25 protein-coding genes are annotated in these 21,856 nt (G+C 62.1%); 5 read left to right on the top strand and 20 right to left on the bottom strand.

Features of this window, described 5'->3' with window-relative positions; translation table 11 throughout:
- Positions 1–256 precede the first annotated feature (256 nt).
- Positions 257–454 (top strand): CsbD family protein, encoded by a 198-nt coding sequence (locus BN69_RS12975; protein ID WP_014892078.1) that lies wholly within the window; start codon positions 257–259, stop codon positions 452–454.
- A 564-nt stretch (positions 455–1,018) separates the two neighbouring features.
- On the opposite strand, the gene BN69_RS20110 is transcribed toward BN69_RS12975, so the two are convergent.
- The 7 genes from BN69_RS20110 to BN69_RS12935 form a co-directional block, all read right to left on the bottom strand.
- Positions 1,019–1,183: a NepR family anti-sigma factor gene (locus BN69_RS20110; RefSeq protein ID WP_371212427.1), complete on the bottom strand. Its 165-nt coding sequence runs from the start codon at positions 1,181–1,183 to the stop codon at positions 1,019–1,021.
- Between the two features lie 250 nt (positions 1,184–1,433).
- Positions 1,434–2,225: an energy transducer TonB gene (locus tag BN69_RS12960; RefSeq protein ID WP_014892075.1), complete on the bottom strand. Its 792-nt coding sequence runs from the start codon at positions 2,223–2,225 to the stop codon at positions 1,434–1,436.
- A complete protein-coding gene (exbD, locus tag BN69_RS12955; RefSeq protein ID WP_014892074.1) occupies positions 2,222–2,647 on the bottom strand; it encodes a TonB system transport protein ExbD in 426 nt (141 codons plus the stop codon). Before exbD ends, BN69_RS12960 begins: the two co-directional genes overlap by 4 nt.
- Before the next feature lie 3 nt (positions 2,648–2,650).
- Entirely contained in the window at positions 2,651–3,463 is an 813-nt protein-coding gene (gene exbB / locus BN69_RS12950; RefSeq protein WP_014892073.1) for a tonB-system energizer ExbB, read from the bottom strand.
- Entirely contained in the window at positions 3,460–4,143 is a 684-nt protein-coding gene (locus BN69_RS12945; RefSeq protein ID WP_014892072.1) for a Fe2+-dependent dioxygenase, read from the bottom strand. The genes exbB and BN69_RS12945 overlap by 4 nt, the downstream gene beginning before the upstream one ends.
- Positions 4,144–4,148: 5 nt before the next feature.
- Positions 4,149–4,832 (bottom strand): Fe2+-dependent dioxygenase, encoded by a 684-nt coding sequence (locus BN69_RS12940; RefSeq protein WP_014892071.1) that lies wholly within the window; start codon positions 4,830–4,832, stop codon positions 4,149–4,151.
- Between the two features lie 13 nt (positions 4,833–4,845).
- Positions 4,846–7,362: a TonB-dependent receptor gene (locus BN69_RS12935; RefSeq protein WP_041926967.1), complete on the bottom strand. Its 2,517-nt coding sequence runs from the start codon at positions 7,360–7,362 to the stop codon at positions 4,846–4,848.
- 480 nt (positions 7,363–7,842) lie between these two features.
- Between BN69_RS12935 and BN69_RS12930 the strand changes: the two genes are divergently transcribed.
- Entirely contained in the window at positions 7,843–8,280 is a 438-nt protein-coding gene (locus BN69_RS12930) for a response regulator (RefSeq protein ID WP_014892069.1), read from the top strand.
- Positions 8,281–8,324: 44 nt separating this feature from the next.
- A complete protein-coding gene (locus tag BN69_RS12925) occupies positions 8,325–8,750 on the top strand; it encodes a group III truncated hemoglobin (protein ID WP_014892068.1) in 426 nt (141 codons plus the stop codon).
- 23 nt (positions 8,751–8,773) lie between these two features.
- On the opposite strand, the gene BN69_RS12920 is transcribed toward BN69_RS12925, so the two are convergent.
- Entirely contained in the window at positions 8,774–8,980 is a 207-nt protein-coding gene (locus BN69_RS12920) for a TOBE domain-containing protein (RefSeq protein ID WP_014892067.1), read from the bottom strand.
- A 703-nt stretch (positions 8,981–9,683) separates the two neighbouring features.
- Here BN69_RS12920 and nifA point away from each other — a divergent pair.
- Positions 9,684–11,438: a nif-specific transcriptional activator NifA gene (gene nifA, locus BN69_RS12910; RefSeq protein ID WP_014892065.1), complete on the top strand. Its 1,755-nt coding sequence runs from the start codon at positions 9,684–9,686 to the stop codon at positions 11,436–11,438.
- Positions 11,439–11,769: 331 nt separating this feature from the next.
- Here the strand turns inward: nifA and BN69_RS12905 are convergent, their stop codons facing one another.
- From BN69_RS12905 to BN69_RS12895, 4 genes are all read right to left on the bottom strand, one after another.
- Positions 11,770–12,225 carry a hypothetical protein gene (locus BN69_RS12905; protein WP_014892064.1) on the bottom strand — a complete coding sequence of 152 codons (456 nt, stop codon included), beginning with the start codon at positions 12,223–12,225 and terminating at the stop codon, positions 11,770–11,772.
- Between the two features lie 74 nt (positions 12,226–12,299).
- Entirely contained in the window at positions 12,300–12,569 is a 270-nt protein-coding gene (locus tag BN69_RS12900; protein ID WP_014892063.1) for an usg protein, read from the bottom strand.
- Between the two features lie 307 nt (positions 12,570–12,876).
- Positions 12,877–12,954 (bottom strand): pyrroloquinoline quinone precursor peptide PqqA, encoded by a 78-nt coding sequence (gene pqqA / locus BN69_RS20105; protein ID WP_083858813.1) that lies wholly within the window; start codon positions 12,952–12,954, stop codon positions 12,877–12,879.
- 157 nt (positions 12,955–13,111) lie between these two features.
- On the bottom strand, positions 13,112–14,503 hold the full coding sequence (locus BN69_RS12895) for an ATP-binding protein (protein ID WP_041927373.1): 1,392 nt from the start codon (positions 14,501–14,503) through the stop codon (positions 13,112–13,114).
- Between the two features lie 106 nt (positions 14,504–14,609).
- On the opposite strand from BN69_RS12895, the gene BN69_RS12890 reads away from it, so the two are divergent.
- Positions 14,610–15,242 carry a response regulator transcription factor gene (locus BN69_RS12890; protein ID WP_014892061.1) on the top strand — a complete coding sequence of 211 codons (633 nt, stop codon included), beginning with the start codon at positions 14,610–14,612 and terminating at the stop codon, positions 15,240–15,242.
- Positions 15,243–15,360: 118 nt separating this feature from the next.
- Here the strand turns inward: BN69_RS12890 and BN69_RS12885 are convergent, their stop codons facing one another.
- Genes BN69_RS12885 through BN69_RS12850 form a run of 8 tightly spaced genes read right to left on the bottom strand, consistent with a single transcriptional unit; the run spans position 15,361 to position 21,781 of the window.
- Positions 15,361–15,867 (bottom strand): hypothetical protein, encoded by a 507-nt coding sequence (locus BN69_RS12885; RefSeq protein ID WP_014892060.1) that lies wholly within the window; start codon positions 15,865–15,867, stop codon positions 15,361–15,363.
- 7 nt (positions 15,868–15,874) lie between these two features.
- On the bottom strand, positions 15,875–16,399 hold the full coding sequence (locus BN69_RS12880) for an SRPBCC family protein (RefSeq protein WP_014892059.1): 525 nt from the start codon (positions 16,397–16,399) through the stop codon (positions 15,875–15,877).
- Positions 16,396–17,400, bottom strand: a complete 1,005-nt coding sequence (locus BN69_RS12875) for a vWA domain-containing protein (RefSeq protein WP_014892058.1) — start codon at positions 17,398–17,400, stop codon at positions 16,396–16,398. Before BN69_RS12875 ends, BN69_RS12880 begins: the two co-directional genes overlap by 4 nt.
- Positions 17,400–18,008, bottom strand: a complete 609-nt coding sequence (locus BN69_RS12870) for a hypothetical protein (RefSeq protein WP_014892057.1) — start codon at positions 18,006–18,008, stop codon at positions 17,400–17,402. The genes BN69_RS12875 and BN69_RS12870 overlap by 1 nt, the downstream gene beginning before the upstream one ends.
- On the bottom strand, positions 18,005–19,006 hold the full coding sequence (locus BN69_RS12865) for a vWA domain-containing protein (protein ID WP_014892056.1): 1,002 nt from the start codon (positions 19,004–19,006) through the stop codon (positions 18,005–18,007). Before BN69_RS12865 ends, BN69_RS12870 begins: the two co-directional genes overlap by 4 nt.
- On the bottom strand, positions 19,003–19,875 hold the full coding sequence (locus tag BN69_RS12860; protein ID WP_148277117.1) for a nonribosomal peptide synthetase MxaA: 873 nt from the start codon (positions 19,873–19,875) through the stop codon (positions 19,003–19,005). The genes BN69_RS12865 and BN69_RS12860 overlap by 4 nt, the downstream gene beginning before the upstream one ends.
- A gap of 32 nt (positions 19,876–19,907) precedes the next feature.
- Complete coding sequence (locus tag BN69_RS12855; protein ID WP_014892054.1) at positions 19,908–20,753, bottom strand: DUF58 domain-containing protein; 846 nt, start codon at positions 20,751–20,753, stop codon at positions 19,908–19,910.
- Positions 20,750–21,781, bottom strand: coding sequence for an AAA family ATPase (locus BN69_RS12850; protein WP_014892053.1), 1,032 nt, complete (start codon positions 21,779–21,781; stop codon positions 20,750–20,752). Before BN69_RS12850 ends, BN69_RS12855 begins: the two co-directional genes overlap by 4 nt.
- Between the last annotated feature and the right edge of the window lie 75 nt (positions 21,782–21,856).

Genomic DNA, 21,856 nt, shown 5'->3' with positions numbered 1-21,856 from the left:
TCAAATCCCAGTTTCGTTGCGAGCGCTCGCGCGGCGCTTTTTAATATAGTGCGGAAACACATCAGGAATTCTCAAGCTTGGCGAGCTAGAAGCGATCGCTTCAGACAGAGGCTAGACTGCGATTTCGGAGCGAAGGCGCAAGTCGATGGGGAACAACTTGGCCGGCGAAAGGTTTAATGCTCGTGAAAGCTAGGCCCGGGCTCGGCTTTCCAAGGCGTCGCCGCGACTGCGGCCGCCTCCTGTCAAGGAGGAATTCATGAACTGGGACACGATCGAAGGCAATTGGAAGAAGTTCACCGGAAACGTGAAGGAGCAGTGGGGCAAGCTCACCGATGATGACATTGCGCGCATCAACGGGAACCGCGAGCAGCTCGAAGGCATGATCCAGGAGCGCTACGGCGTCGCCAAGGACAAGGCGAAGGAACAGGTCGACAGCTGGATGTCGCGCCACTAGCTCCAGCGCATCATTGCAGAACGCCGGCGAGACGACCTCGCCGGCGTTTTTATTTGCAAATGCGACGCGAGAGTTGTGTCCGGCATTTTGCGTCAGCGTTCGAAGGCTGGAACATCTGACGTGACGCCGAGGTTTTATAAGGGAGCCCCTCAAGACGAAGATCTATCAATGAAGAAAGCCGTTCGCCCATTCACCGTCGAATATCGATCGAAACGCGGCAGATCGCCCACACGAAGCGGCGGCGCATTCCGCTATACGGATCGGTCCGCCGAACGTGCGTCCGCGGGCAAAGACATGCGCGGCGCACGCTCCGCGTGGCGGTCGTTGTTCAAGCAGGAGGCGCGCTCGATATGACCGCCGCGCCTCCAAAATTCGAGCATAGAAGGGGCAAGAGAGCACTGCTGCGACGCTCGATGAGCGAGGCGCTTGGAAAGCGCTTCTCGCTTTTATATCTCGATTTGATCATGAAGCCGGCGCCCCAGGGCCTGAAAGATCTCCTCGTCAAATTGGACGTCGCGAATCGCCCGAACAAGACGCAGTGAGATTGGCCTCGCCGCCTGTCGCTTACTCGACGGCGTTCGCCTGACTAAGCTCTTCCAAAAGCGCGAGCATGTCGTCCGGCAGCGGCTCCGAGGCAATATCGGAAAATTGGCGTCTAAGCTGCTCGCCGAGCCGCCTCACGCTCGGCTCCACATCAACCGCATCGCGTGTGTATCGATTTCCTCGCATTGTCGTCTCTGTCAATCTCGCTCGGTTGTCATGTGGCGGCATGAGCAGCTCTCCACACGGGGAATGAAGCGCCGATTCGAAAATCTGTTCCGACAATGCTCCAAATTTTTTAACGAATAGAAAAGCTTAGCCGCGAAGAAGGGTTGTGGAGAACTCCAAACTAATCTCCACATGCTTCAGTCGCAGCTGAGTTCGTCCTAGCCGGGTCGGAAATCGTGCGGCGATCGAACAACATTCGACCGCCGCATCACTATCTTTTGCCGACGCGAAATTGCACGGGCACTTCGAAGGTCAGCCCCTCGTCCGCGATTACCGGCGGCGGCGGCGGGACCGGGTCGGCCCGCTTCATCATCGCCAGCGCAGCGTCGTCGAAGAGCGGATGTCCCGCAGAACGTTTGATGCTGTAGCTGACGACATGGCCGCGCCTGTCGAGCGTGAAGGAAACGCTCGCCTCAGCGGATCGGCGACCGGCCGCGCCCGGATAGCGCTTGTGTCGGTTGAGATGCGAGAGCAAGGCCTTTTGCCACGTGAGCTTCACGGCGTTGGCCACGGCGTCTGCCCCCTGAACAGGCGCGACCGGCCTGTCGGATTGTCGTTCGGCCTCAGACTTGGGCGGCGCGGTCGCTTCCGAAGCGGCGGACTCGGCCGAGACGACCGGCTGCGCCTGATGCGTCTTCTCCTCCTCGATCGGCTTATCTGGGCGGACGTTGTGCGTGAGCTCGGCGTCTTCGGACTCGGCGTGGGTGATCCGCTCTTCATTCGTCTCTTTCGCCTCCGAGGCGGCGACGGAAGGCGCAGCGGCGGCCGCTTCGTCCGAGACGGGGCCCGGCGGCAGATCCGCGGCCTCGGCGTCGCGCGGCGCGGCGGGCTCGAGAGACAATTCGATCGCCGGCGCGCCGGAGGCGCTCTCGTCGAGATCGCCCTGTAAGGTTATTAGCGCCGCGACGGCGCCGCCCACGTGCAGAAACAGGGCGAGGGCGACTGCGGCGCCCCAGAGCTTGCCGTTCGATTGCGGCTTCTGAAGAGCGGCGGCGGCGCTCATTGCGGCGCCTGCTCCTTGCCGCCGGCGTCGAGCGCGACGAGCGCGACGCGCAAATAGCCGCCGGCGCGCAGACGCTCCAGGATCGCCATCATTTCGCCATAGGGCACGCTGGAGTCGGCCCGCAAATAGATGCGTTTCGACTTGTCGCCCAGGAGCCCGTCGAGCGCCGAAACGAGATCGTTGCGCTTGACGGGCGTCTCGCCCAGGGCCAGCGCGAGGTCGCCCTGGATCGTCACGTAAATCGGCTTGTCAGGCTTTTCATGCGGCGCGGCGTTGGAAGCCGGGAGATCGACCGGCAGATCGACGGTGGCGAGAGGAGCCGCCACCATGAAGATGATGAGCAGCACGAGCATCACGTCGATGAACGGTGTGACGTTGATTTCGTGCGTTTCCTGAAGATCGCTTTTGAGATGGACGGCCATGATCTACTCCGCCGCGTGAATCTTGTTTGTGGCGGCGGCATGTCCGGCGCGGTCGAGATCGCGCGAGACGATGCGAAGCAATTCGCCGGAGAGATTAGAAACGAGCTCGAGATAGGCCGACGCCTGGCGCGCAAGATGATTGTAGATGAGCACAGCCGGGATGGCGGCGAAGAGGCCGATCGCCGTTGCGAGCAACGCTTCGGCGATGCCGGGCGCGACGACGGCCAGATTGGTGGTCTGCGCTTTGGAAATGCCGATGAAGCTGTTCATGATGCCCCAGACGGTGCCGAACAGTCCGATGAAGGGCCCCGTCGATCCGACGGAGGCGAGCAGTCCGGTGCCCCGTTTGATCGAAAGCGCTTCGGCGCGTTCGATTTCCGCGAAGCAGGCTGCAATGCGCTCCTTCACGCCGGGCGCGGCAACGATATCGGACGAAAGCTTCATCTCCCGCGTCGCCTCGCCAAGCAGCGCCTGCGTCAAACGATCGCCGCCGCCAAGCGCCAGCCGCGCCTCGGAGAGGCCGCGCGCTTCCGAGAGGCGACCTATCGCCGTCATCACGCGCTCGCGCGCCCGTTTCAGTTCAATCGTTTTGGCGATGAGGATCGTCCATGTCGCGACGGACGCCAGCAACAGGCCGACCATCACGAACTTCACGACGATGTCGGCGTTGACGAACATCGTCCACACGGAAAGATCATGAGGCTTGGTGGCCGCAATCGCTGCGTCGAGCGCTGGCGACCCTGGCGCGGCTGCGACGCTCTGCGCAGCGAGAAGCGCAATGATTGAGATCACGAGAAACTGCAAAGGACGTTTCATGCTTCAGCCCATGTTCGGATCAGATTGTGATAAACGCCCGACAATTTGACGCAGGCAGGATCGCCGGCGCCCAGCCGAGTCGTCAGGGATTGGATGGCCTGATCGAGGTCGAAGAGCAAAGCGCGCGCCACATTGTCGCGAATCATGCTCTGCATCCAAAAAAACGAGGCGATTCGCTCACCACGCGTGACGCCTTTGACAAGATGAAGGCTCGTCGAAGGATAAAGCACGAGATCGCCTGCGGGAAGTTTCACTTCCTGCTGGCCGACCCGATCTTCAATCACAAGCTCGCCGCCGTCATACTCCTCCGCCTCCGAGAGGAACAGCGTGCATGAAAGGTCCGTGCGAATGCGAATCGGCGTTCCGGGAATGCCGCGGATCGCATTATCGACGTGCAATCCGAAATCGTGCCCAACGCCATAGCGATTGAAGAGCGGCGGAAAGATCTTGTGCGGCAGCGCCGCGGAGACGAACATCGGCGACCGCGCAAGCGCCTCGAGCACATGTTCGCCGAGTTCGCGCGCGGCTTCGCTGGCCTGCGGCAGTTGAAGATTGTTCTTCACCAGAGAGGACTGCGAACCTGCGGTCGCGCGCCCATCCTCCCACGCCGCTCTGTCCATGGCCGCGCGAAAGAACGCCACCTGCTGCTTGGAGAGAACTTCGGGTATGCAAATAAGCATCAGCGCTATGCTTCCCCCCAGTAGCGGATGAGATTGTGGTAGACGGTCACCAGCTTGCGCAAATCCGGATCGTCTGCGCCCACCCGCGGCGCGAGCTCCTGTATCGATTCGTCGAGATCGCAAACGAGGCTGCGCGCCTCGTCGGCGCGGATCATGCTTTGCAGCCACAGAAATGAGGCGAGACGTAGGCCGCTGGCGACAGGCGTCACCATATGCAGACTGCCGGCCGAATAAAGAATGAGATCGCCCGCCGGCGGCTTGAACCGCCTTGATCCGTAGATGTCCTCAACAATCAGTTCGCCGCCCTCATATTCGTCGGGATCAGAAAGAAGCACAGTCGCGGCGAGGTCGACGCGGATACGCGCGCCGGTCATGGCGTCGCCGCGTATCGCGTTGTCGACGTGCGGATCGAAGTGGTCGCCGACGCCATAACGGTTGAACAATGGCGGATAGATGCGCAGCGGAACAGCCGTCGAAACGAAAGCTGCATTGGCGAGGAGCGACGAGAGCAGCCGCTTGCCGAGCGCGCGCGAGATCTCAGAGTCGGGCGGGAGCTGCTCATTGCGCTTCGCCTCGCCGGCGTTGGCTCCGGCGGTGGAGGCGCCGTCCTCCCACGCCGCCTGCGCCATCGCCTCGCGAAGAGCGTTAACCTCCTTCCGATCGAGCGCGCCCTGTATGTGAGCAAGCATGCGAGGCGCTCCCTTAGAACAAGATGCTGGTTTCGAGATAGACCGAGCGGCCGGGCGACATCTGCGCGAAGGGCGTCGCCGTCTGATAGAAGGCGTCGTAGATCGTGCGGTCGAAGAGATTGTTGACCGAGAACTTCATCGTGATGTTCTGGCCAATCTTCGCCTCCGCAAAAATATCGAAGCGCCAGTACGAAGGCAGGATCGTCGGAACGTTCAAGAGATTCGTGGCGGTCGGAGTCGGCAAGCCAAACGCGTTGAACGATGTGCCGCCATTGGCGACAATATTGTTGCCGCCATAGATCCTGGAACGATAGATCGCCTGGCCGCCGAATTCGAGCGCGTTCGGAGCAAGGCCGATCAAGTCGCCGAATTTGTATTTCGACAGCAGGCTGAAGGACTCATGCGCGATATTGGCGAGTTGAAGACCGATATTCGTTCGCGCGTAGGAGCTGGTCACCCGCGAGTCCATCAACACGATGCCGCCAAGCACCATCCATTTGTCGGTGACGTTGCCCGCAACCTCAAGATCGACGCCCTGGACGTAATAGGACGCGTTGCCGGTGGTGACGCCGGAGTTCACTTCTCTCGCGCCGCTCACATCCGTCTTGAAGAAGGCGGCTGTCGCGAGCAGATGCCTGTCGAACAGCTCCCACTTCAGACCGACCTCCGCCGCCTTGTTGAGTTGAGGAGCGAAGATTTGCGACGCCGTGTTCAAGCCGCCGTAATTCGCCGCGCCGCCGTCAAGCTCGGCTCCGACGGGCGTCGCCGAGGTGGCGTAGGCGGCGTAGGCGCTGACGTTCGGCAGCGGCTTGAAGACGACGCCGGCGTTCCAATTGAAGAGACCTGAATGGTTCTTGGCGAATGTCGAAAGGGTCTCAGTGCGGCTCGTGATGTTGTAATCGTCAAATCGCGCGCCGCCGTTCACGATCACGACGTCCTGATAGTTCGCGGTTTCGATCAGATAGCCCGATTTCGTATCGACCGCGATCCGCGTCGGATTGGTGTTGCGGTAGGGGGTGTTCAGGAACGGCAGATAGGTGCACGGAAGATAGAGATTGCAGGTCACCGTGTTGCCGGTGGGAATCCCATTCAACTCGGAGGCGAGTCCCTGATAATTGGTGCGCGTGACGCCTTCGCGCGCGAATTCGACGCCGGCGACCAGCGCGTGTTTGACCGGGCCGGTTTCGACTTTAAGCGTCGCCTCCGTCTGGTTGTCGAGCGTATTCACCACCTGGTAGCGGCTTTGCGCGCCGATTCTCACCGTCGAGGCGAACAGATCCGCGCTCCCGGTCAGCGATCCGATATAATCCAGGACGGAGCGGCTCTGCCGGAAACGATTGTCGAATACGAGATTGTCATTGTAGCGATAGTGGGCGGTGAAGGTGCCGAAATTCTGCAGCGCAACTTGGAAATCGCGGTCGAGGAAGCCATACCAGTTGGAGCGAGGAATGACGCCTTCGGGGAACGGCCTGTTCCAGATCCGGTTGTACGGCACGCCGAAGTCCGGCAAGCCATTCTGATAGACATGCGTGTATTGAGCGGTCAGCGTCAGGTCGTCGAGCGGCTTGAACACCACTGAGCCGGCGACGCCGTCGCGATAGTCGGTGACGAAGCTGCGGCCGGCGACATTCGAGTCGTGATAAAGCGCGTTGACGCGCACCGCGAGGATCGGGCTGATCACCTTGTTGACGTCAGCCGTCACCCGCTTCATGTGGTCGGAAAAGCCGCCGATGGTTTTGAGTTCGACGAAGTCGCGGTCGGTCGCCTGTTTGGTGACGATGTTGATCGCGCCGCCCGCAGTGCCGCGACCGGCGAACGTGGACCCCGGCCCGCGCAGAATTTCGACCTGCTCGGTATAGAAGTTCTCGCGAATGCTGACGCCGGGATCGCGCACGCCGTCGACGAAGATGTCGTTGCGAACGTCGAAGCCGCGAATGAAGAAGCGGTCGCCAAAAGCGTTGCCGCCTTCGCCCGTTCCCAGCGTCACGCCCGCCGTGCTGCGGCCGATTTCACGCAGCGTGAAGGCGTTCTTGTCGTCGAGCACTTCCTTGGTCAGCACCGTGATGGTGCGCGGCGTGTTGAGCACCGGCTCGGTGAATTTCGGCGACGACAGGCGGTCGACCTTATAGGGCGCAACCGGATCGGCGTAAGGATTGGCGTTGGGCGCCGTAGCGAAGATCGGAAGGCCCCCGCTCCCCGCGCCCTGGCCGCCGGCGCTCGAAGCGCCCGGCGCCCCGCGCCGCTGTCCCGAGGCCTGGTTGGCGGCCGGATGATGCGCCGGATGCGGCTGAGCGACGGCGATGGGCTTGGGTTTCGCCGGCGCCGCGGCGCGCGGCTTCTCGTGCGGCGCATCGACTTTAACGGGCGGCAACGTCGTCGAAGCGGACTGCGCCAGAGCCGAAGCGCTGACGCTCGACGCAAGCGCCGCAGCAACGCTCAACGCCTTTACCGACGTCAGATCTCCTGCACGAGTCCGCGGAAGCGACTGTGTCAGCATGCGTAGGGAAATCGGAGATTTTACGTCGCTCATCGGGAACCGCCAGGGAGAGTTATGCGTTGTCTACTTTCGCCTCGTGCGAAGAAGTTGATCAAAGCTAAATTTGGCGCCGGGCGGGGTCAACTGATCAAAACGTTGAATGGAAGTATTGTAATCTGTATAGTTTCAGACACATACAACATTTTTTTTGATGATTGTTGTCTTTCTGCCACACGTCTAGTTTGGAAACGTTTTAATTCCAAACTATCTGGCGCTACTTTCAGAGAGATATTGTGTGCATGGCGTCGAATGGCGCAGAGGATCGCGCCGTGAGGCGCGGCGGGAGGGCGCCTCGTTTGACTGATCTGGCCGTCGGCGTAAGCCCGCCAAATCTATGCGGCCATTGCTGCAAACAGCTGTGCGACGATGGCGATCCGGTCGACACGCCATAGCGGTCGCGCCGCTTCGCAGCGCTCCATGCGCGGCATGCGACTTGCTTTCATCATCGTGAGTCAATCACCGCGCGAGGCTGCCATGCAGATCGGCGTAAAGATGGCGAAAGTCATCGAACGCAAGCGCGTTTTTGTCGTGGACGACAATGAAGCCTTTCGCGCGGCGATCGAGTTCATGCTCCACGACGAGTATGAGGCGCATGAACTTGCGAGCGCGACCGAAACGCTCGCAAAAGCGGAGCAAATACGGCCGGACCTCCTGATGCTTGCCGAAGGCGTCATCCGCGTCAATGGCTTGGATCTCATTCAGGAGTTTCTGGCGCGCGTTCCCGAAACCAAAATCATCGTCATCGTCGATCAAATTTCGAGCGGATTCGGCCAAGAATGCGTCGCTGAGGGCGCGCACGGCTTTCTGGCGAAGCCGCTGCACATTGAACGGCTGCGCGACGCGGTCGAATCGCTGCTGAGCGCCAGAAAGAAGGCCGTCGCAATCCCGCGCGCCGTTCTGAACATGCGTTAGCGCCGGAATCGCCGCCACGCGAGTTTTATTGCAGGGAGGTCCCCATGGAGCCCGCCATTCCGCCGATAGAGGACGCCGCCGAACGCGAGAGGTTAGAGGTCGCGATCGACGATTGCGTGCGTCGGTTCTACGCGAAGGGCGCCGAAGATCCGCTGTTGGCTCCGATCTTCGCGACGATCGACGGTCTCGACCAGCATATGGGGATCGTCGCGAATTTCTGGTCCAGGACCTTGCTCGGCACGGAGCGCTATCAGGGCCAGCCTTTCGCCGCGCATATCAATTTGCCGATCGAGCCTCAGCATTTTACGCGCTGGCTCGAACTCTTCAGCGAAAGCGCCAATGAAGCGCTGCCGAAGACGCAGGCCGCGCAGGCGATCGCCAAAGCCGCCCACATGACGCAATGTTTCCAGTCGGGGCTGTTTCCCTTCGTCGACGCCGATGGAAAGCCGTCGCGCGTTCCGGCGCAATAGCGTCCATCGGCCGCCCACGAGCGTCAGTCGACCGCGATCATCACATCCGACGACTTGATGACCGCTTTGACCTTGGACCCTTCGCGGAGTCCAAGCTCCTCGACGGATTCGTTGGTGATTGAAGCTGTGACCGTCAACCCGTTGACGTCAATCGTCACATGCGCCGTTGTCGCCCCCTTCTGGATGTGCTTGACCGTCCCGGGAAGGCAGTTACGCGCGGAAATCTTCATGCCGTCGGCTCCTAAGAAAAGTGGTTTTCGCTATGGCTTCCCCTCGGCGGCGACCGACGTCGTTACGGCTGCGGCACAATAATCAGCCGCACGAGCCGGTTCCTTCGATGAAATGGGACTGCACGATCGCGTCTATATCATCGGCGATGCGCGGGGCATACCAAACGCCCGCCGCAATAAGCGACCAATAACTATTCAGTCTGTTGTAAATCTAGGCAGCGGCGCTCCCAAGCAACAATCCTCGTAGAACAGCGGCCGCATGTCCGGCCCTTCGCGCCCAATTCATCAATGATTGCGCTCGACGCATCGCGCCGCTGCGTTCGTCGGAGCGCGCTGGAAAGACAAAACCGCGCCATGGCGGCGAAATGCCGCATAACGCGCTGAAACCCTGCAATTCCGCGACCGGTTTGTTGCGATGCGCGCGGCGCGTCGCGCATCGCAAATCTCTCCGCCGGCGTCCAGCGGCGTCAATGTCGGTTGCGGCGAGAGCACGGCTTCGATGAGCCGGTCGCCGATCAATCGGGCGGCGGCGCCGGAGGAGACGGCAGAAGGCGCAAGAGTTGATCAAGCATGCGCGCCGACGCTGATTTCCAGGCCGTCGCAGGCCGTTGTTTTCACGAAGCTAAGGGAATGCGGGCGGCATGGCACGATGTTTGCGTCAAAACTGTCGAAAACACCCACGCATGCCGTGAGGCTAAAAGGTATGGGTTTGCAGCTGGCAGGCGGCGCGTGCGCGCCGAAGGCGCGCGAATTCGATGTGAGAGACACCGCTCTCGTCGGCATCTACGAAATATCGAAGCTCCTGGCGTCGCCAAACCGTCTGGAAACCACGCTTGCGGGCGTGCTGGCGCTGCTTTCGAGTTTTCTTGATATGCGCCATGGCTTGGTCGCGCTGCTTGACGCGGCGGGCGGGCCCGAGGTTGTGGTCGGATCGGGCTGGAGCGAAGATTCCGCCAAGCGTTTCTTTGACCGGCTGCCCGAACGCGCCGTGGGGCAGATCGTCGCGACGAAAATGCCGCTCGTCGTCGAGAACGTCGCAGCCTCGCCGCTCTTCCAAGGCTCCGACTTTTCCGAATGGGGACCGACCGACGGCCGGCCCTTCTCACTGATCGGCGTCCCTATCAAGGAGGGCGACGCCGTTGTCGGCACGCTGACGGTGGACCGCGTCTACGACGATCGTTCGGTGACGCTGTTCGACCATGACGTGCGCTTCCTGACGATGATCGCCAATCTCGTCGGCCAGACCCTTCGACTGCACAAGCTCATCGCACGCGACCGTGAACGTTTGATGCAGGAAAAGGCCTGGCTCGAAAAAGGCGACCGCCTTCCGCAGATTGAAGCCAAGATCAGCGGCATCAACGGCGTCGTCGGCAACAGCCCGGCGCTGCGCGCGGTGATCGATAAGATTCGCGTCGTCGCCAAGGCCAAGTCCACCGTCCTGCTGCGCGGCGAATCGGGCACCGGCAAGGAGCTGTTCGCCGCGGCGATCCACAATCTCTCGCCGCGCCGCTCAAAACCCTTCATCAAGCTGAATTGCGCGGCGCTCCCCGAGAGCGTGCTGGAGTCGGAACTCTTCGGCCATGAACGCGGCGCATTCACCGGCGCGGTGAACATGCGCAAAGGCCGTTTCGAACTGGCTGACGGCGGCACCTTGTTTCTCGACGAGATCGGCGAAATCACGCCGGCGTTTCAGGCAAAGCTGCTGCGCGTTTTACAGGAAGGCGAATTCGAACGGGTGGGCGGCACGCGCACGCAGAAGGTCGACGTTCGACTCGTGTGCGCGACGAACAAAAATCTCGAAGAGGCGGTCAAGCGCAATGAATTTCGCGCCGATTTGTACTATCGCATCAGCGTCGTGCCCATCTTCGTCCCGCCGCTGCGCGACCGCAAGGGCGATCTCGAACCTCTCGCCAATGAATTTCTGCGTCGCTTCAATGCGGAGCAAGGCGGACGGCTGAGCTTTTCCGAGTCGGCCCTGCATGTGCTCACCGCCTGCGCCTTTCCCGGCAACATCCGAGAGCTGGAAAACTGCGTGTTTCGGACGGCGACTTTGGCGCAAGGGAATGTCATCACCGACAAGGACTTCTCCTGTCGCAACGACGGCTGTCTCTCTTCGGTGCTTTGGAGCGGCTCGCTGGAGCGTTCAGCGCCTCATGCGCCCGTCGCAATCTTGCCGACGCTGGCGCCGCCGCGCGACCGCCAGCCTGCGCCTGCGCCGCCGCCGCCGCCGATGACGACGAGTGAGCGCCCCCAAGCCGACACTTCGCCCGAGACCTGTCCCGGCGCCGAAAACTGCGCCGCCGTGGAGCGCGACGCGCCCTCCGATCGCGAACGTTTGATCGACGCCATGGAGCGGGCGGGCTGGGTCAAGGCGAAGGCGGCGCGGCTGCTTGGACTCACCCCTCGTCAGATCGGCTACGCGCTGCAAAAGCATGGCGTCGAAGTAAAGAAGTTCTGAGCGCTTCCCGATCACATGGAAACAAGTGATCGATAAGGAATCGCAAAATGTTGGAGCAGGTTCTCATCGAAAAAGTCTATCAACTTTTTCGGAGCCTGCTCTAAGCGCCTCGGCGCCGCCAGGGCCTCGGCGATTTGACGGAAAGGCGACAATCATGGCGCCGCCGACCCGTATATTGGTTGCGCGCCGGCCGTAGAGATGCGCTCAAGGCCGAGCGCGGCGGGCGCGAACGACGCCCGCATGGCTTGAGACGACGCAGATCCCCGGATCAGGCTCCCGTGGCGGGGGTGGACCGGCGCGGTCGCGCTCAAAGCCGGCGCGCCTCGCCCGTTCAGCAGTCGCCCGCATCAATTGGGACGTCGGCGATCATCTCGCCCTTATTGTCCTTCAGCGAATATCTGATGATGGCGCCGCTCGAGCGGTGATTCGGCATCGTCAGACACACGCGCTCCTGCAGCTGGGTCTTCAATTCGGCGAGCTTCTTGGCGTTGCCGATCAGAGTTCTCGCCGCTTCATCGTCAACGATCGTATAGCTGTAATTAAAGGCGTTGCCGGGGCCCGCCGTCGCCTTGTCGAGACGAACGCCCTCGCTGACCATTTCCGGAAGCGTCGCGTTCACCTCTGCGGCCTCGCGTTCCAAAGCCACCGAAAGAGGCTCCAGCGGCTCATCGACGTTAAGGCTTTCCCGATAGTGCCTTGCAAGAAGGAAAGACGTCGCCACGATAAGGATCAGCGCGGCCGCTTCCCAGACTCCTATCCACGATTTCGTATCGCTCTCGTCCCTCACGGCGCCCTCGCTCCAACCCGCTCGATTTTGTCTCGACCAAGCTCGTTGCGCAAGACGCCGGCCATATTAGTTTTTCAATGCACGTTGAACTCCTTGTCGAGGAGCTTTAACTCAGCCGGTTTGATGAGGTTCGAATGCGCGACGGTGACGGAATGCAGCGGGCCATCGAGGCTGCGCATCCAGAAATCGAGAAATTTGCGCAGCTCTGGAAACTCGGGATGAAGATCATATTCCTGCCAGACGTAGGATTGGATGATCTTCGGATAGTCCGGCAGACGATAGAGAATATGCGCCGTCGTCAGGCCGTAGCCTTGAAGCTGCAAACGGAAGCCGCTGGAGGCCATGGCCTGCTCCTTGACGATCTGATTCCTTTCAGATTAGGAGCAAATCCGCGGAGAGCAAGCGCCAGGAAAGGCAAAGGCCTGAAAAAACAATATGCTATCAGCACCCGCGGGTGAGTGCCAAAAATGCAGGGCTCACTGCCCGCGCAGGTCAGAGCACCTCTGCGTTCCGCAACGCCGCAGCTCGCATCGCAGCGGCATACGGCTGCGCCGTCGCAAGCGACGGCGCCAGCTCAGTTTGCTCGGTAGACCCGCGCGGCCTGTTGCTTCAGGTTAGGCGCGCGCGATCCAGACCGCCGCGACAGGCTGATCAGATCTCAGCCGATTCGTAGCTGGTGATTTCCATACCGACGCAGATTTCGACGATGATCGGTTGCGACCAGGCCATGGCGTTGCTCCTCCAATTTACTTAGTCCGCCTGACATGACGGCTCCGGTAGAGAATAATGAAGGGCGCGTATCGTTACACCTTCAAAATTTCGCCTTCCACGCTTCCAAACTTTCCCGTTCGGTGCGAGCGTCCCGCGCCGATGCGCCTTCTCTCAATCACTCGCCGTCGTCCCTCAGCGGAAGCGACACCGTAATCCGCGTGCCGCCGGACTCCCGCCTTTCCATTCGCTGCGCGCCGCCCAGCGCGCGCACGCGCTCGTTCATGCCCAGCAGACCCATGCCTGGAGCAAAGCGCTCCGAAATGCCGACGCCATTGTCCTCGATCGTGATTTTCAATTGCGGCGGCGCTTCGGCGTCGAACCCGGAGGAGTCCGCCGACGCGTCCAAGCCGAATTCCAAAGTGACCTCGCCCTTATCCGCGCCCGCGTGGCGGAAAATATTGGTTACGCCCTCCTGCACCACACGATAGGCCGCCAGCGCCGTCTCCTCGTCGAGGGACGAGAGATCGTGGCGCGCGACGAGCCGCAGATCGACCTCAGGATGGGTAAGCGCCCATGAGGCGAAGAGCGCCTTCAGCGCCGGTTCCAGACCAAGTTCCTCGAGGCCTTTTGGCCGCAGCCGGCCGAGCAGGCCTCTGAACAGCGATTGAAGCGACTCGCTCGCCTTGTCGATCGTCACGCTCATCTGTCTCAGTCGGCTCATGTCAGGAGCAGGTTGCGAGAGAAGCTCCTGTAGCGCCGCGGACGTCGCGCGGATCGAAAACAGACAAGGACCGGCTTCGTCATGCAGATCGCGCGCGATATCCTTGCGCTCGCCTTCCTGCACCTGAAAGAGCCTGTCGACGAGTTCGCGATTCTCCTGCTTGACGCGATCCAGCGTCGCACCGAGCGAATTCAGCGCGGCGGCGATCGATCGGAATTCCGTCGCGCCGCTGACCGACAGGCGCACGCCGCTCTTGCCCGCCTCCAATTGCGCCAGGCCGGACTTCAGCGCATCGAAAGGCGCAAGCGAGTGGCGCAGGAACAGGAGCACGAGCGTCAGAAAGATGATCGTGACGGCGAGGCTGATCGCCGCAAGCCATAGCATGTCGGACCAGATCTCTTCGAGCTCGTCGAAGGGATTCGAGATCACCACAATATTGCTGTAGGCGCGCCCGCCGACCGTCACCGGAATCGTCAGGACGCGCGGCGAGGCGCCGACGAGCTTCACAAACCATTCCGGCACGTCCTGGCCAGAATGGCGGATCTTCTCCAGCCAATCGCGCGGCGCGGTCTCGTTGGCGGCGAGGATCTCGACATCGGCATGGCGAAGGCTCCCCAGCGACCCGTAGAGACGCCGCAATGCGGGGAGCGGATCTTCGTTTTCGGGAAGATTTGCAATCGTTGCTAAGACAAATTCCCGCATCAATCTGAGATTGCTTCCCGCTTCCGCGCGCACGCGGGGGCCGGCGTGAAGCAGCTGGATTGCAAGATTGATCAGCAAGGTGGCGATGAGCACGACGCCGATTAATCCGCCCAGTCTGGCTTTAAGCGAAACCCCGCGCATCATCAACGCCCTCATCTCCATGCTTGACCGTTGACGTCCATTTACAGTCGATTGACAAGACTAGCGGTTTTCACAACATAGGATCAGGCTCTCAAACAAGCGAATATGGATGCGCATTCTCATCGTCGACGACCACCCCATGGTGATCGAGGGCTGCCGCGGCATGCTTTCGGGACAAAAAGACATCGAAGTGCTCGAGGCGCATGACGCCAACGAGGCGCTTGACTCGTACGCGTCCGCAGCGCCCGACGTCGTGGTGCTCGACATTAATCTACCCGGCGTCTCCGGCTTCGAACTGCTGCGCCGCATCTTGAAGCGGGACGCGAACGCCCAAATCATCGTTTTCACCATGAACGACGATCCGGTGTTCGCGGCGCGGGCGATCGAGGGCGGGGCGCGCGGCTATGTCGCGAAGAACGAGGACCCGCGCGTCTTCATCAAGGCGATCCGCGCCGTTGCGGCGGGCGAGCGCTACCTGTCAAACACTCTCGCGCTCAAGCTCGCATTCGCCGACCAGAGCCGCGCGAGCAACCCCCTCGACGCGCTGAACGGCCGGGAAATCGAGATCCTGCGCAATCTCGCCGACGGCAAGGATATGACCGAGATCGCGCATATTCTTAAGGTCTCCTACAAGACCGTCGCGAACAATTGCATTCTGCTGAAGCGCAAGCTCGGCGCGCGTTCGAAAGCGGATCTTCTGCGCATCGCCGTCGAAAACAAGGTTGCGATGAAACTTGTCTGAGCGGGTTCCGAAAAAATTGACAGACTTTTTCGATGAGAACCTGCTCCAACGTTCTGATTTTGGGCGATTGCTTATAGATTACATGATTCCATGTGATCGATAAGCGCTCCAGGCGCCGCTATCTGAATTGCTTCTGCGTTCGGTAGCGGGCGGCGAGCATCCTCAGCGCATCCTGCCGTTCAACCCCGCTGTGGCGCAGATTGTAATAATGCTGGCAGACCTCGCCATAGGTTTGCTTTTGGCCGGCGGTCACGGCGACCTCCACGAGCGAGGCGATCAGCTGCGCATAATCCTCGGCATGGCCGTCGGCCGCGAGCATCTGCTCGACCTGAGCGGTGCGATTGGCGAGCATGCGGTCGGACTCGAGAAAATGCGGCTGCGCCGAGAGCAGCGCCGCGCGTATGCGCTCGACCGCAGGTTCGCGCACGCCGACGGCGCCGCCGGCTTCGCGTTGCGCCAGCCAGAGCGCAGGTTCAATGCGATCGGTGGCGCGCAACCAGACGTCGGCGCCCTTACGGGCCTCGGACTCGATCAGCTCATCCGGCTCGGCGGCGCGCCGCTCTTCGCCGCATGAGGCGAAGAGCGCGCAGACGCCCGCAAGAATGATCGCTTCGCGCAAGCGCATCGCAGAGCTACTTCCCTTCCACTTTCTTCTTCAGGCCCTGGAGACCGTCGCGCAAGTAGCTCGCCATCGCCGCGCGCGCGGCGTCATCATTGAGGTTTTCCGGCGGCTCGTTGCTTGTGTCGCCGCGATAGAGACGGCCATACCATTTCACCATGCTCCCTCCCGCCGCCGCAGGTTCGATCGTGAAGGTGACGGTGTAGGAACTCACAGGCAGCGCATCGAGATTTGGATCTGACATGCGCCAGGACAGTTTGAACGCCGAAGCGTCATATTCATCGAGCCCTTCCTTCAGAACGCCGCCCTTCTTGAGGGTGATTTCGCGCTCCGCGCCGGCGGCGTCTCCGCCCTTGGCCGTCACGCTCTGAACGTCAGGATGCCAGTTCGCGAGCCCGTCGAATTTACCGGCCACAGCCCATACGGCCTTGGGATCGGCGGCGATGACGATCGACTCGTCGACCTTTATCGGCGTCGGACCGTGCGCGAGCGCAGGCGCGCAAATCAGAAGGGCGAAGAGCCCCAGCAGCTTCCTCATTTGGATCTCCTTGGTTGGGGAAAGCGGTAGAACGGCGCCGCGCGGCGCATCTGAATGAACGCCTGCGCGAAAAAAGTTGCGGCGGCGGCCATGAACGTGAGAATTGCCGCGGCGGCCCCAAAGAACGGCCGCAGGTCGAGCGCCGCTTCGCGCGGCCGGACGGAGGCGACCGCGGCATAGTCCTTCCACAGTCGCGCGCCGTCTTCGAGATGGGCGTAGGCAAGCCCGGTCTTTTCGGCGAGCGAGCGAAGATACTCCTCCTTTACGGAAGACAGATGCTCAACGCCGACCGCCGCCGCCGCGCCGAAGGGGGCGTTGCGGGCGTTGTAGCCCTCGCGCCGCTCCGCGCCTTCAGGCGGCAAGCCGAAGCGGCTCTCGTGCGGAACGTCGTCGACGCCGTGGAATCCAATCTCTCGGCCCCTGTCGTCAAATTTCGGGATGGGCGAAAGCTCGTAGCCGCCGACGCCAACGACAAGGCCGCGCACCTCGCCCGCACGCCCTTCGAACGTCGGCGCGCCGCGCGCTGGAAGCGGCGGCGCCTCCTGGCCATCGCTGAAAAACAGCAGGTCGCTTTTCAATTCCCTCGCCATATCGATCGCGCGAAAAAAGCCCGCCGAAATTCGGCTGTCGCCTTCCCAGGCCATGCGCCAGTCGAGCGCCTCGATCGAAGCTTGCACAGGCGTGAAATCTGCGCAGACGTCGATCGGTTCGAACAGCAGGAATGGCCTGCGTTCGGTAAAGACGCCAAGAGCGACATGCGATGGACAGGGCATTTCCGCGAGCATGGCGCGAAGCGCGGCTTTCACGGCGTCGAGACGGCTGACCGGCCGGCCGGAGACAGCGTAATCGCGAACGTTCATGCTGCCGGTGATGTCGACGATGGCGAGAAAATCGAATGACGGCCGCCGAAGCATAATCTTTGGCGCGAAAAACGTGGCGGCGAGCGACAGCGTCGCCAGCGCGAGAAGAGTGACGCGGGGATCGCGCACATCCGGGCGCATCACGGCAATCCCTTCGGTTTGCCGGGAATATCGGTCCAGAGTTTTTTTGGATCGGCGCTCAATTCGTCGCCGCTCTTTCGCTCGAAATCCGGAAAATCCCGGACAAGCCGCGCCGCGACGTCGAGATTGAATTTCGCGTCCCAATAGTCGGGCGCGAGCTGCAGCGCACGTCGATATTCCCGCTTGGCGAGATTGACGAATGGGTTGGCCGCTTCGAGTTGCGAGCGTTCGATGTGATCGAACGCCTTGCGCAGCAGCGCGTTCGCCAAGAGATAATGACCCCGCGCGCGCGCCTCGACGCTCCCGCTACGGTCGAGCGCCTCCACCAAGGCTCGGGCGCGATCGACTTCGCTTCGCGCCGCAAGAAAGGCGACGCGCGCGAGAATCGCTTCCGGCCTGCCATTCGCGTCGACGGCGACGTCACGGCCTTCGCGCAACGCCTCGATCGTATCGTTGGCGTCGACGGCGCCGCGCCATTCGGCGAACAATGCGGCCGTCGTGACGATAAGCGCGAAAAAAAGCGCCGCCAGAAGCGACGATTTTGCTTCTCGCCAAAGCGCGCGCGCCTTGTTGCGCAGGATCGCGATCCTCGTCTCGAAGGCGCTCATCGCGCATTGTCCCCGACGCTCAGCCTGACCTCGGCGAGCTTTGCGGCGAGGAGAAGCAGCGTCGCGGCGAGCGCCAGCCCGAAGCCCCACGCGCTCAGATCCGTGCGCGGCAATATCTCGACATATCGAACGGGATGACGTTCGAGCCTGTCGATCTGCTTTAAGGCCTCCTCCGTCGCCTCGACGCCTTCAGCCTCGAAGGCCCGGTAGGGAACGCCGAGCGACTTGAAGAAGAGATCGAGATGGCGTTCCGGCGCGGCCTGTGGCGACTCATCCTCGCCGGCCGGCTGATCGGAGATGCCCCGGCTGCCTTGGGTGCGTAGGAACAGCCAGTAAAGGCTGACGTTCGTCTTGCGGAATTCCGCCTTCAGATCGTCGCGCAGCTTTGGATCGATGACGCCGGCGCCGTCGGATATCAGCAGGACCGCGCGCGACAGATCAGCCTCGCTGGTCTTGAACATCGAGAGCGCCATGGCGAGCCCGCGCGCAATATTCGTATAGTCGAGGCCCGGGCGGTCGATCGCGTCGATGGCGGCTTCGGTGGCGCCGATGTGGTCCGAAATCGGCGTCACCAGCATCGGCGCCGTCGAAAACGCCGCGACGCCCACGAGATCGTGACGGCGCGCTTCGACAAAGCGCTTGAGAATGCGCTTCGCCGCCGCCGCTTTCGACTCTTCGCCCCCAGACGGCGTTCGCCCCGCAAAGGTCTCGTTCATGCTGCCGCTGCGGTCGATCAGCATGACGATCTGCGCGCCCTCGGAAAAGCGCTCGACTTCCGCGCCCGCGACAAAGGGGCCCGCCGCGCCGAATAGGCTCGCGCCAATCGCAACGACGCCCCCAAGCTTCATGACGCTGCGGACGACGGCGGAAAGACTGTCGGCGGGCGCCGCGAGGAGCGAGGGTATCGTCGCGCCGCGCAGGACCGACCGCAGCAGTGGAAGCAGCGCCAGAGGCGCTAGGAGCAGCGCCTCGAGGTGATCGAAGCCGACGGCGCTCATCCTGAGCGCTCCCGCCTGGCGAGCCTGCTGACAAATTGCGCGAGCTGCTCGGCGGCGAACTCGTCGTCCATCGAGCTTTCGCCCCCGAAAAAACGCCGCCTCGAGGTTTCGAAAAATCGCTCGAAGTCGACGCGCAGCGGCTTGAATTCCGGATGTTTGCGGAGGAACTCCGGAACGTCGCCTGACAGCAGAATTGCGCCATTGGCCTGATCGAGCGCGCGATGCACCAATTGAATCGTCGCGGCTAAATTGCCGTCCTCGGCGCCGCGCCGCGTCGAGATCTGACGCGCAAGCGCTGAGAAGATTCGCGCCTTCCGTCGCTGGAAGGGCGGCCAGGCGCGATCCCGCGCGACAAAAGCGAGCGCCAGCAGGGCGGCGGCGGCGGCGGCGAACGCCAGATTGAGCGGCGTGGCTTCGTCAACGAACGCCGGCGAACCGTCGGGACGCAGATAATCCGACGCCTGTTCTTGCTTCTGCGGCGCAATCTCGCGCAAAGGAGAAACGCCAATCCGCCATGCGGGAACGGCCACCGTCTGCGCGCCCGTCGCCGTCGAAAGAGAGAGTTCGAAACCAGGAATCTCGATCTCGCGCGCATCGAGCGCGACATAGAAATTCTGATATGTGAGATCGAGACGCCACAGGCGCGCGCGGTTTTCAGACGTCTCGCTAAGTTTGACGTCCCTTAGATCGAGCGAACCGGTGAGCGGACCGGGACTGGGCAAGGAGGCGCGCGACAGCACGGCGTCCGCGGGCGCCGCGACGTCGATGCGCGCATGGATGAGATCGCCCACGAAATAGCCGAACGGGCGCGCCGAATGAATGCGCACCGTCGTTTCCTGCGCACATACAGGAAGCGTCGCGGCTAGCATGAGGGCGACCCATGCGATGCGCATCGCAGGCCTCACGCCGCCGTCAGCCGCAGGCTGAGATCGCTGGCGTCGAAACCGTCCTGAATAAAAATCGGCGCGCGGCTGCGTCTTGCAGACGCGCGGGCGAGACTTCGCCGACGGAACTGCTCCGCTTCGACCCAGCGCCGTTGGAGCGCGGGCCTCATCACCAGGATCCGCCGGCGGCCGCTCTCGCTGTCGCAAAGCTCCAGCACGCCCCATTTCGGCGGCGCGGCTTCTAAAGAGTCGATCAGAACGAGCGGCGCGACATCATGCAGTGAAAGCGCATCGAACGCCTGCTCGATCAAATGCGCGGGCCAGCGAAAATCGGAAATGAGAAGCACGAGCTTGCGCGTGGCGCCGAGCGCCGCCGCGGCGTCGAGCACGCCTTTGGCGCTCGATCCGCTGGGCGTTTCCACGCCGATCCTTTCGACGGCGGCGAGCGCCGCCCTTCTCGAACGGGTCGCCGGCAGCGTCGCGCGACCGATCAGCGACTCCCTGAAAGCGAACGCGCCAAAGCGATCGCCGTTGCGCGTCGCCGAATACGCCAGCGCGCCGCAAAGATCGACGGCGACCTGAAATCGGTTGACGGCTCCAGCGAACCCCATCGAGGCGGAAAGGTCCACAAGCGCGTAAACGTCGATCGCCGCCCTTTGCTCGAAGCGGCGCACGACGGTTGCGCCGAACGGATCGCGCAGCGTCGCGCGAAGGTCGATGCGGCGAGCGTCCGGATAGCGCATAAAATCCGCCTGATCGCGGAAGACTCCAAAGCCGCCGACCTCGCTCGACGTATGGGCGCCGACGTGGTTGGCGGCGAAGCGTCCGCGCGGTCGAAATAGGATATCGACGATCCTATTCATGGAACGGGCGTCGCGTCGAAAGCCGCGCGGCACAGCCGCTTGACGATATCGTCGCCGCGCAGAGCATGGATCGGGTCGACAAAGATGCGATGCGCCATGACTTCGATGAAGACATCGCGCACGTCTTCCGGAATGAGATAATCGCGCCCTTCGAGCCAGGCGCGCACCCGCGCGGCGCGCACAAGCGCCGCCAGTCCGCGCGGACTCGCGCCGCCCTTGACGAGACTGTCGAGGTCGACGTCCGGCAGCGACACGCCGGCCGAACTTGGATCGACAAGAGCCCGCCAGAGGTTCAGCACATAGCGTTCGAGCGCCTCGCTCGATCTCACATGTGTCTGGATCGCGCGCGCGATGGCGGGCGTCTCGCGATAGTCCAGCGTTCCGGGGCTCACCCTCTCGAGAAGCGTTTCCGTATCGTGGAACGCCGGATCGAAAACCAGCCTGCGGCGCGCGTCCTCATCGTCCGGCGCGGCCATGAGAATTTCCATAAAAAATCTGTCGCGAGCGGCCGCCGGCAGTTCGAAGGTTTCTTCCCGCTCCACCATGTTCCGATCAGCGAACACATTGAGATAGGGGAAGTGATGCACGCGATTGAACGCCGACACGCTGCGCTCGGCCATCAGCCTCAGCAACAGCGAATGAACCTGCGGGCGCGCGCGGTTGATCTCATTGAAGAAGAAGACCGGCAGCGTTTCCGCCAGGCGCAGAAGCTCGGAAGGGTCGACGCGCGGGCGACCGTCTTCTCCCAGATAGGTATGATAAAGAATGTCGCTCGGCATCATGTCGACCGTGCCCTCGACGCGAGCGAAATCGCCGCCGAGCGCGCGCGACACGGAACGCAGCAGCGTCGTCTTGCCGACGCCGACGTCGCCCTCGATCAGCACATGGCCGCGCGCGAAAATGCAGATCGTCACAAGCCTGACGACGCGCGCTTGCCCGATGACCGCCTTTTGAATTTCCTGTTCAAACTCAAGGGCGCGCACGCGCCAATCGGAGAGCTTCTGGTCGACGTGCAGAGTTTCGTTCAAGGCCTGACCTTAGCGCGCCAAACATAAAAAGGCGGCCACGATCTCGGGAATGGGACCGATGCGCTGTTGTCGAAT

Source organism: Methylocystis sp. SC2, from assembly GCF_000304315.1.
GTDB lineage: Bacteria > Pseudomonadota > Alphaproteobacteria > Rhizobiales > Beijerinckiaceae > Methylocystis.
The sequence above is the reverse complement of the archived record's forward strand: the minus strand, read 5'-3'. Positions and strand labels throughout refer to the sequence as shown.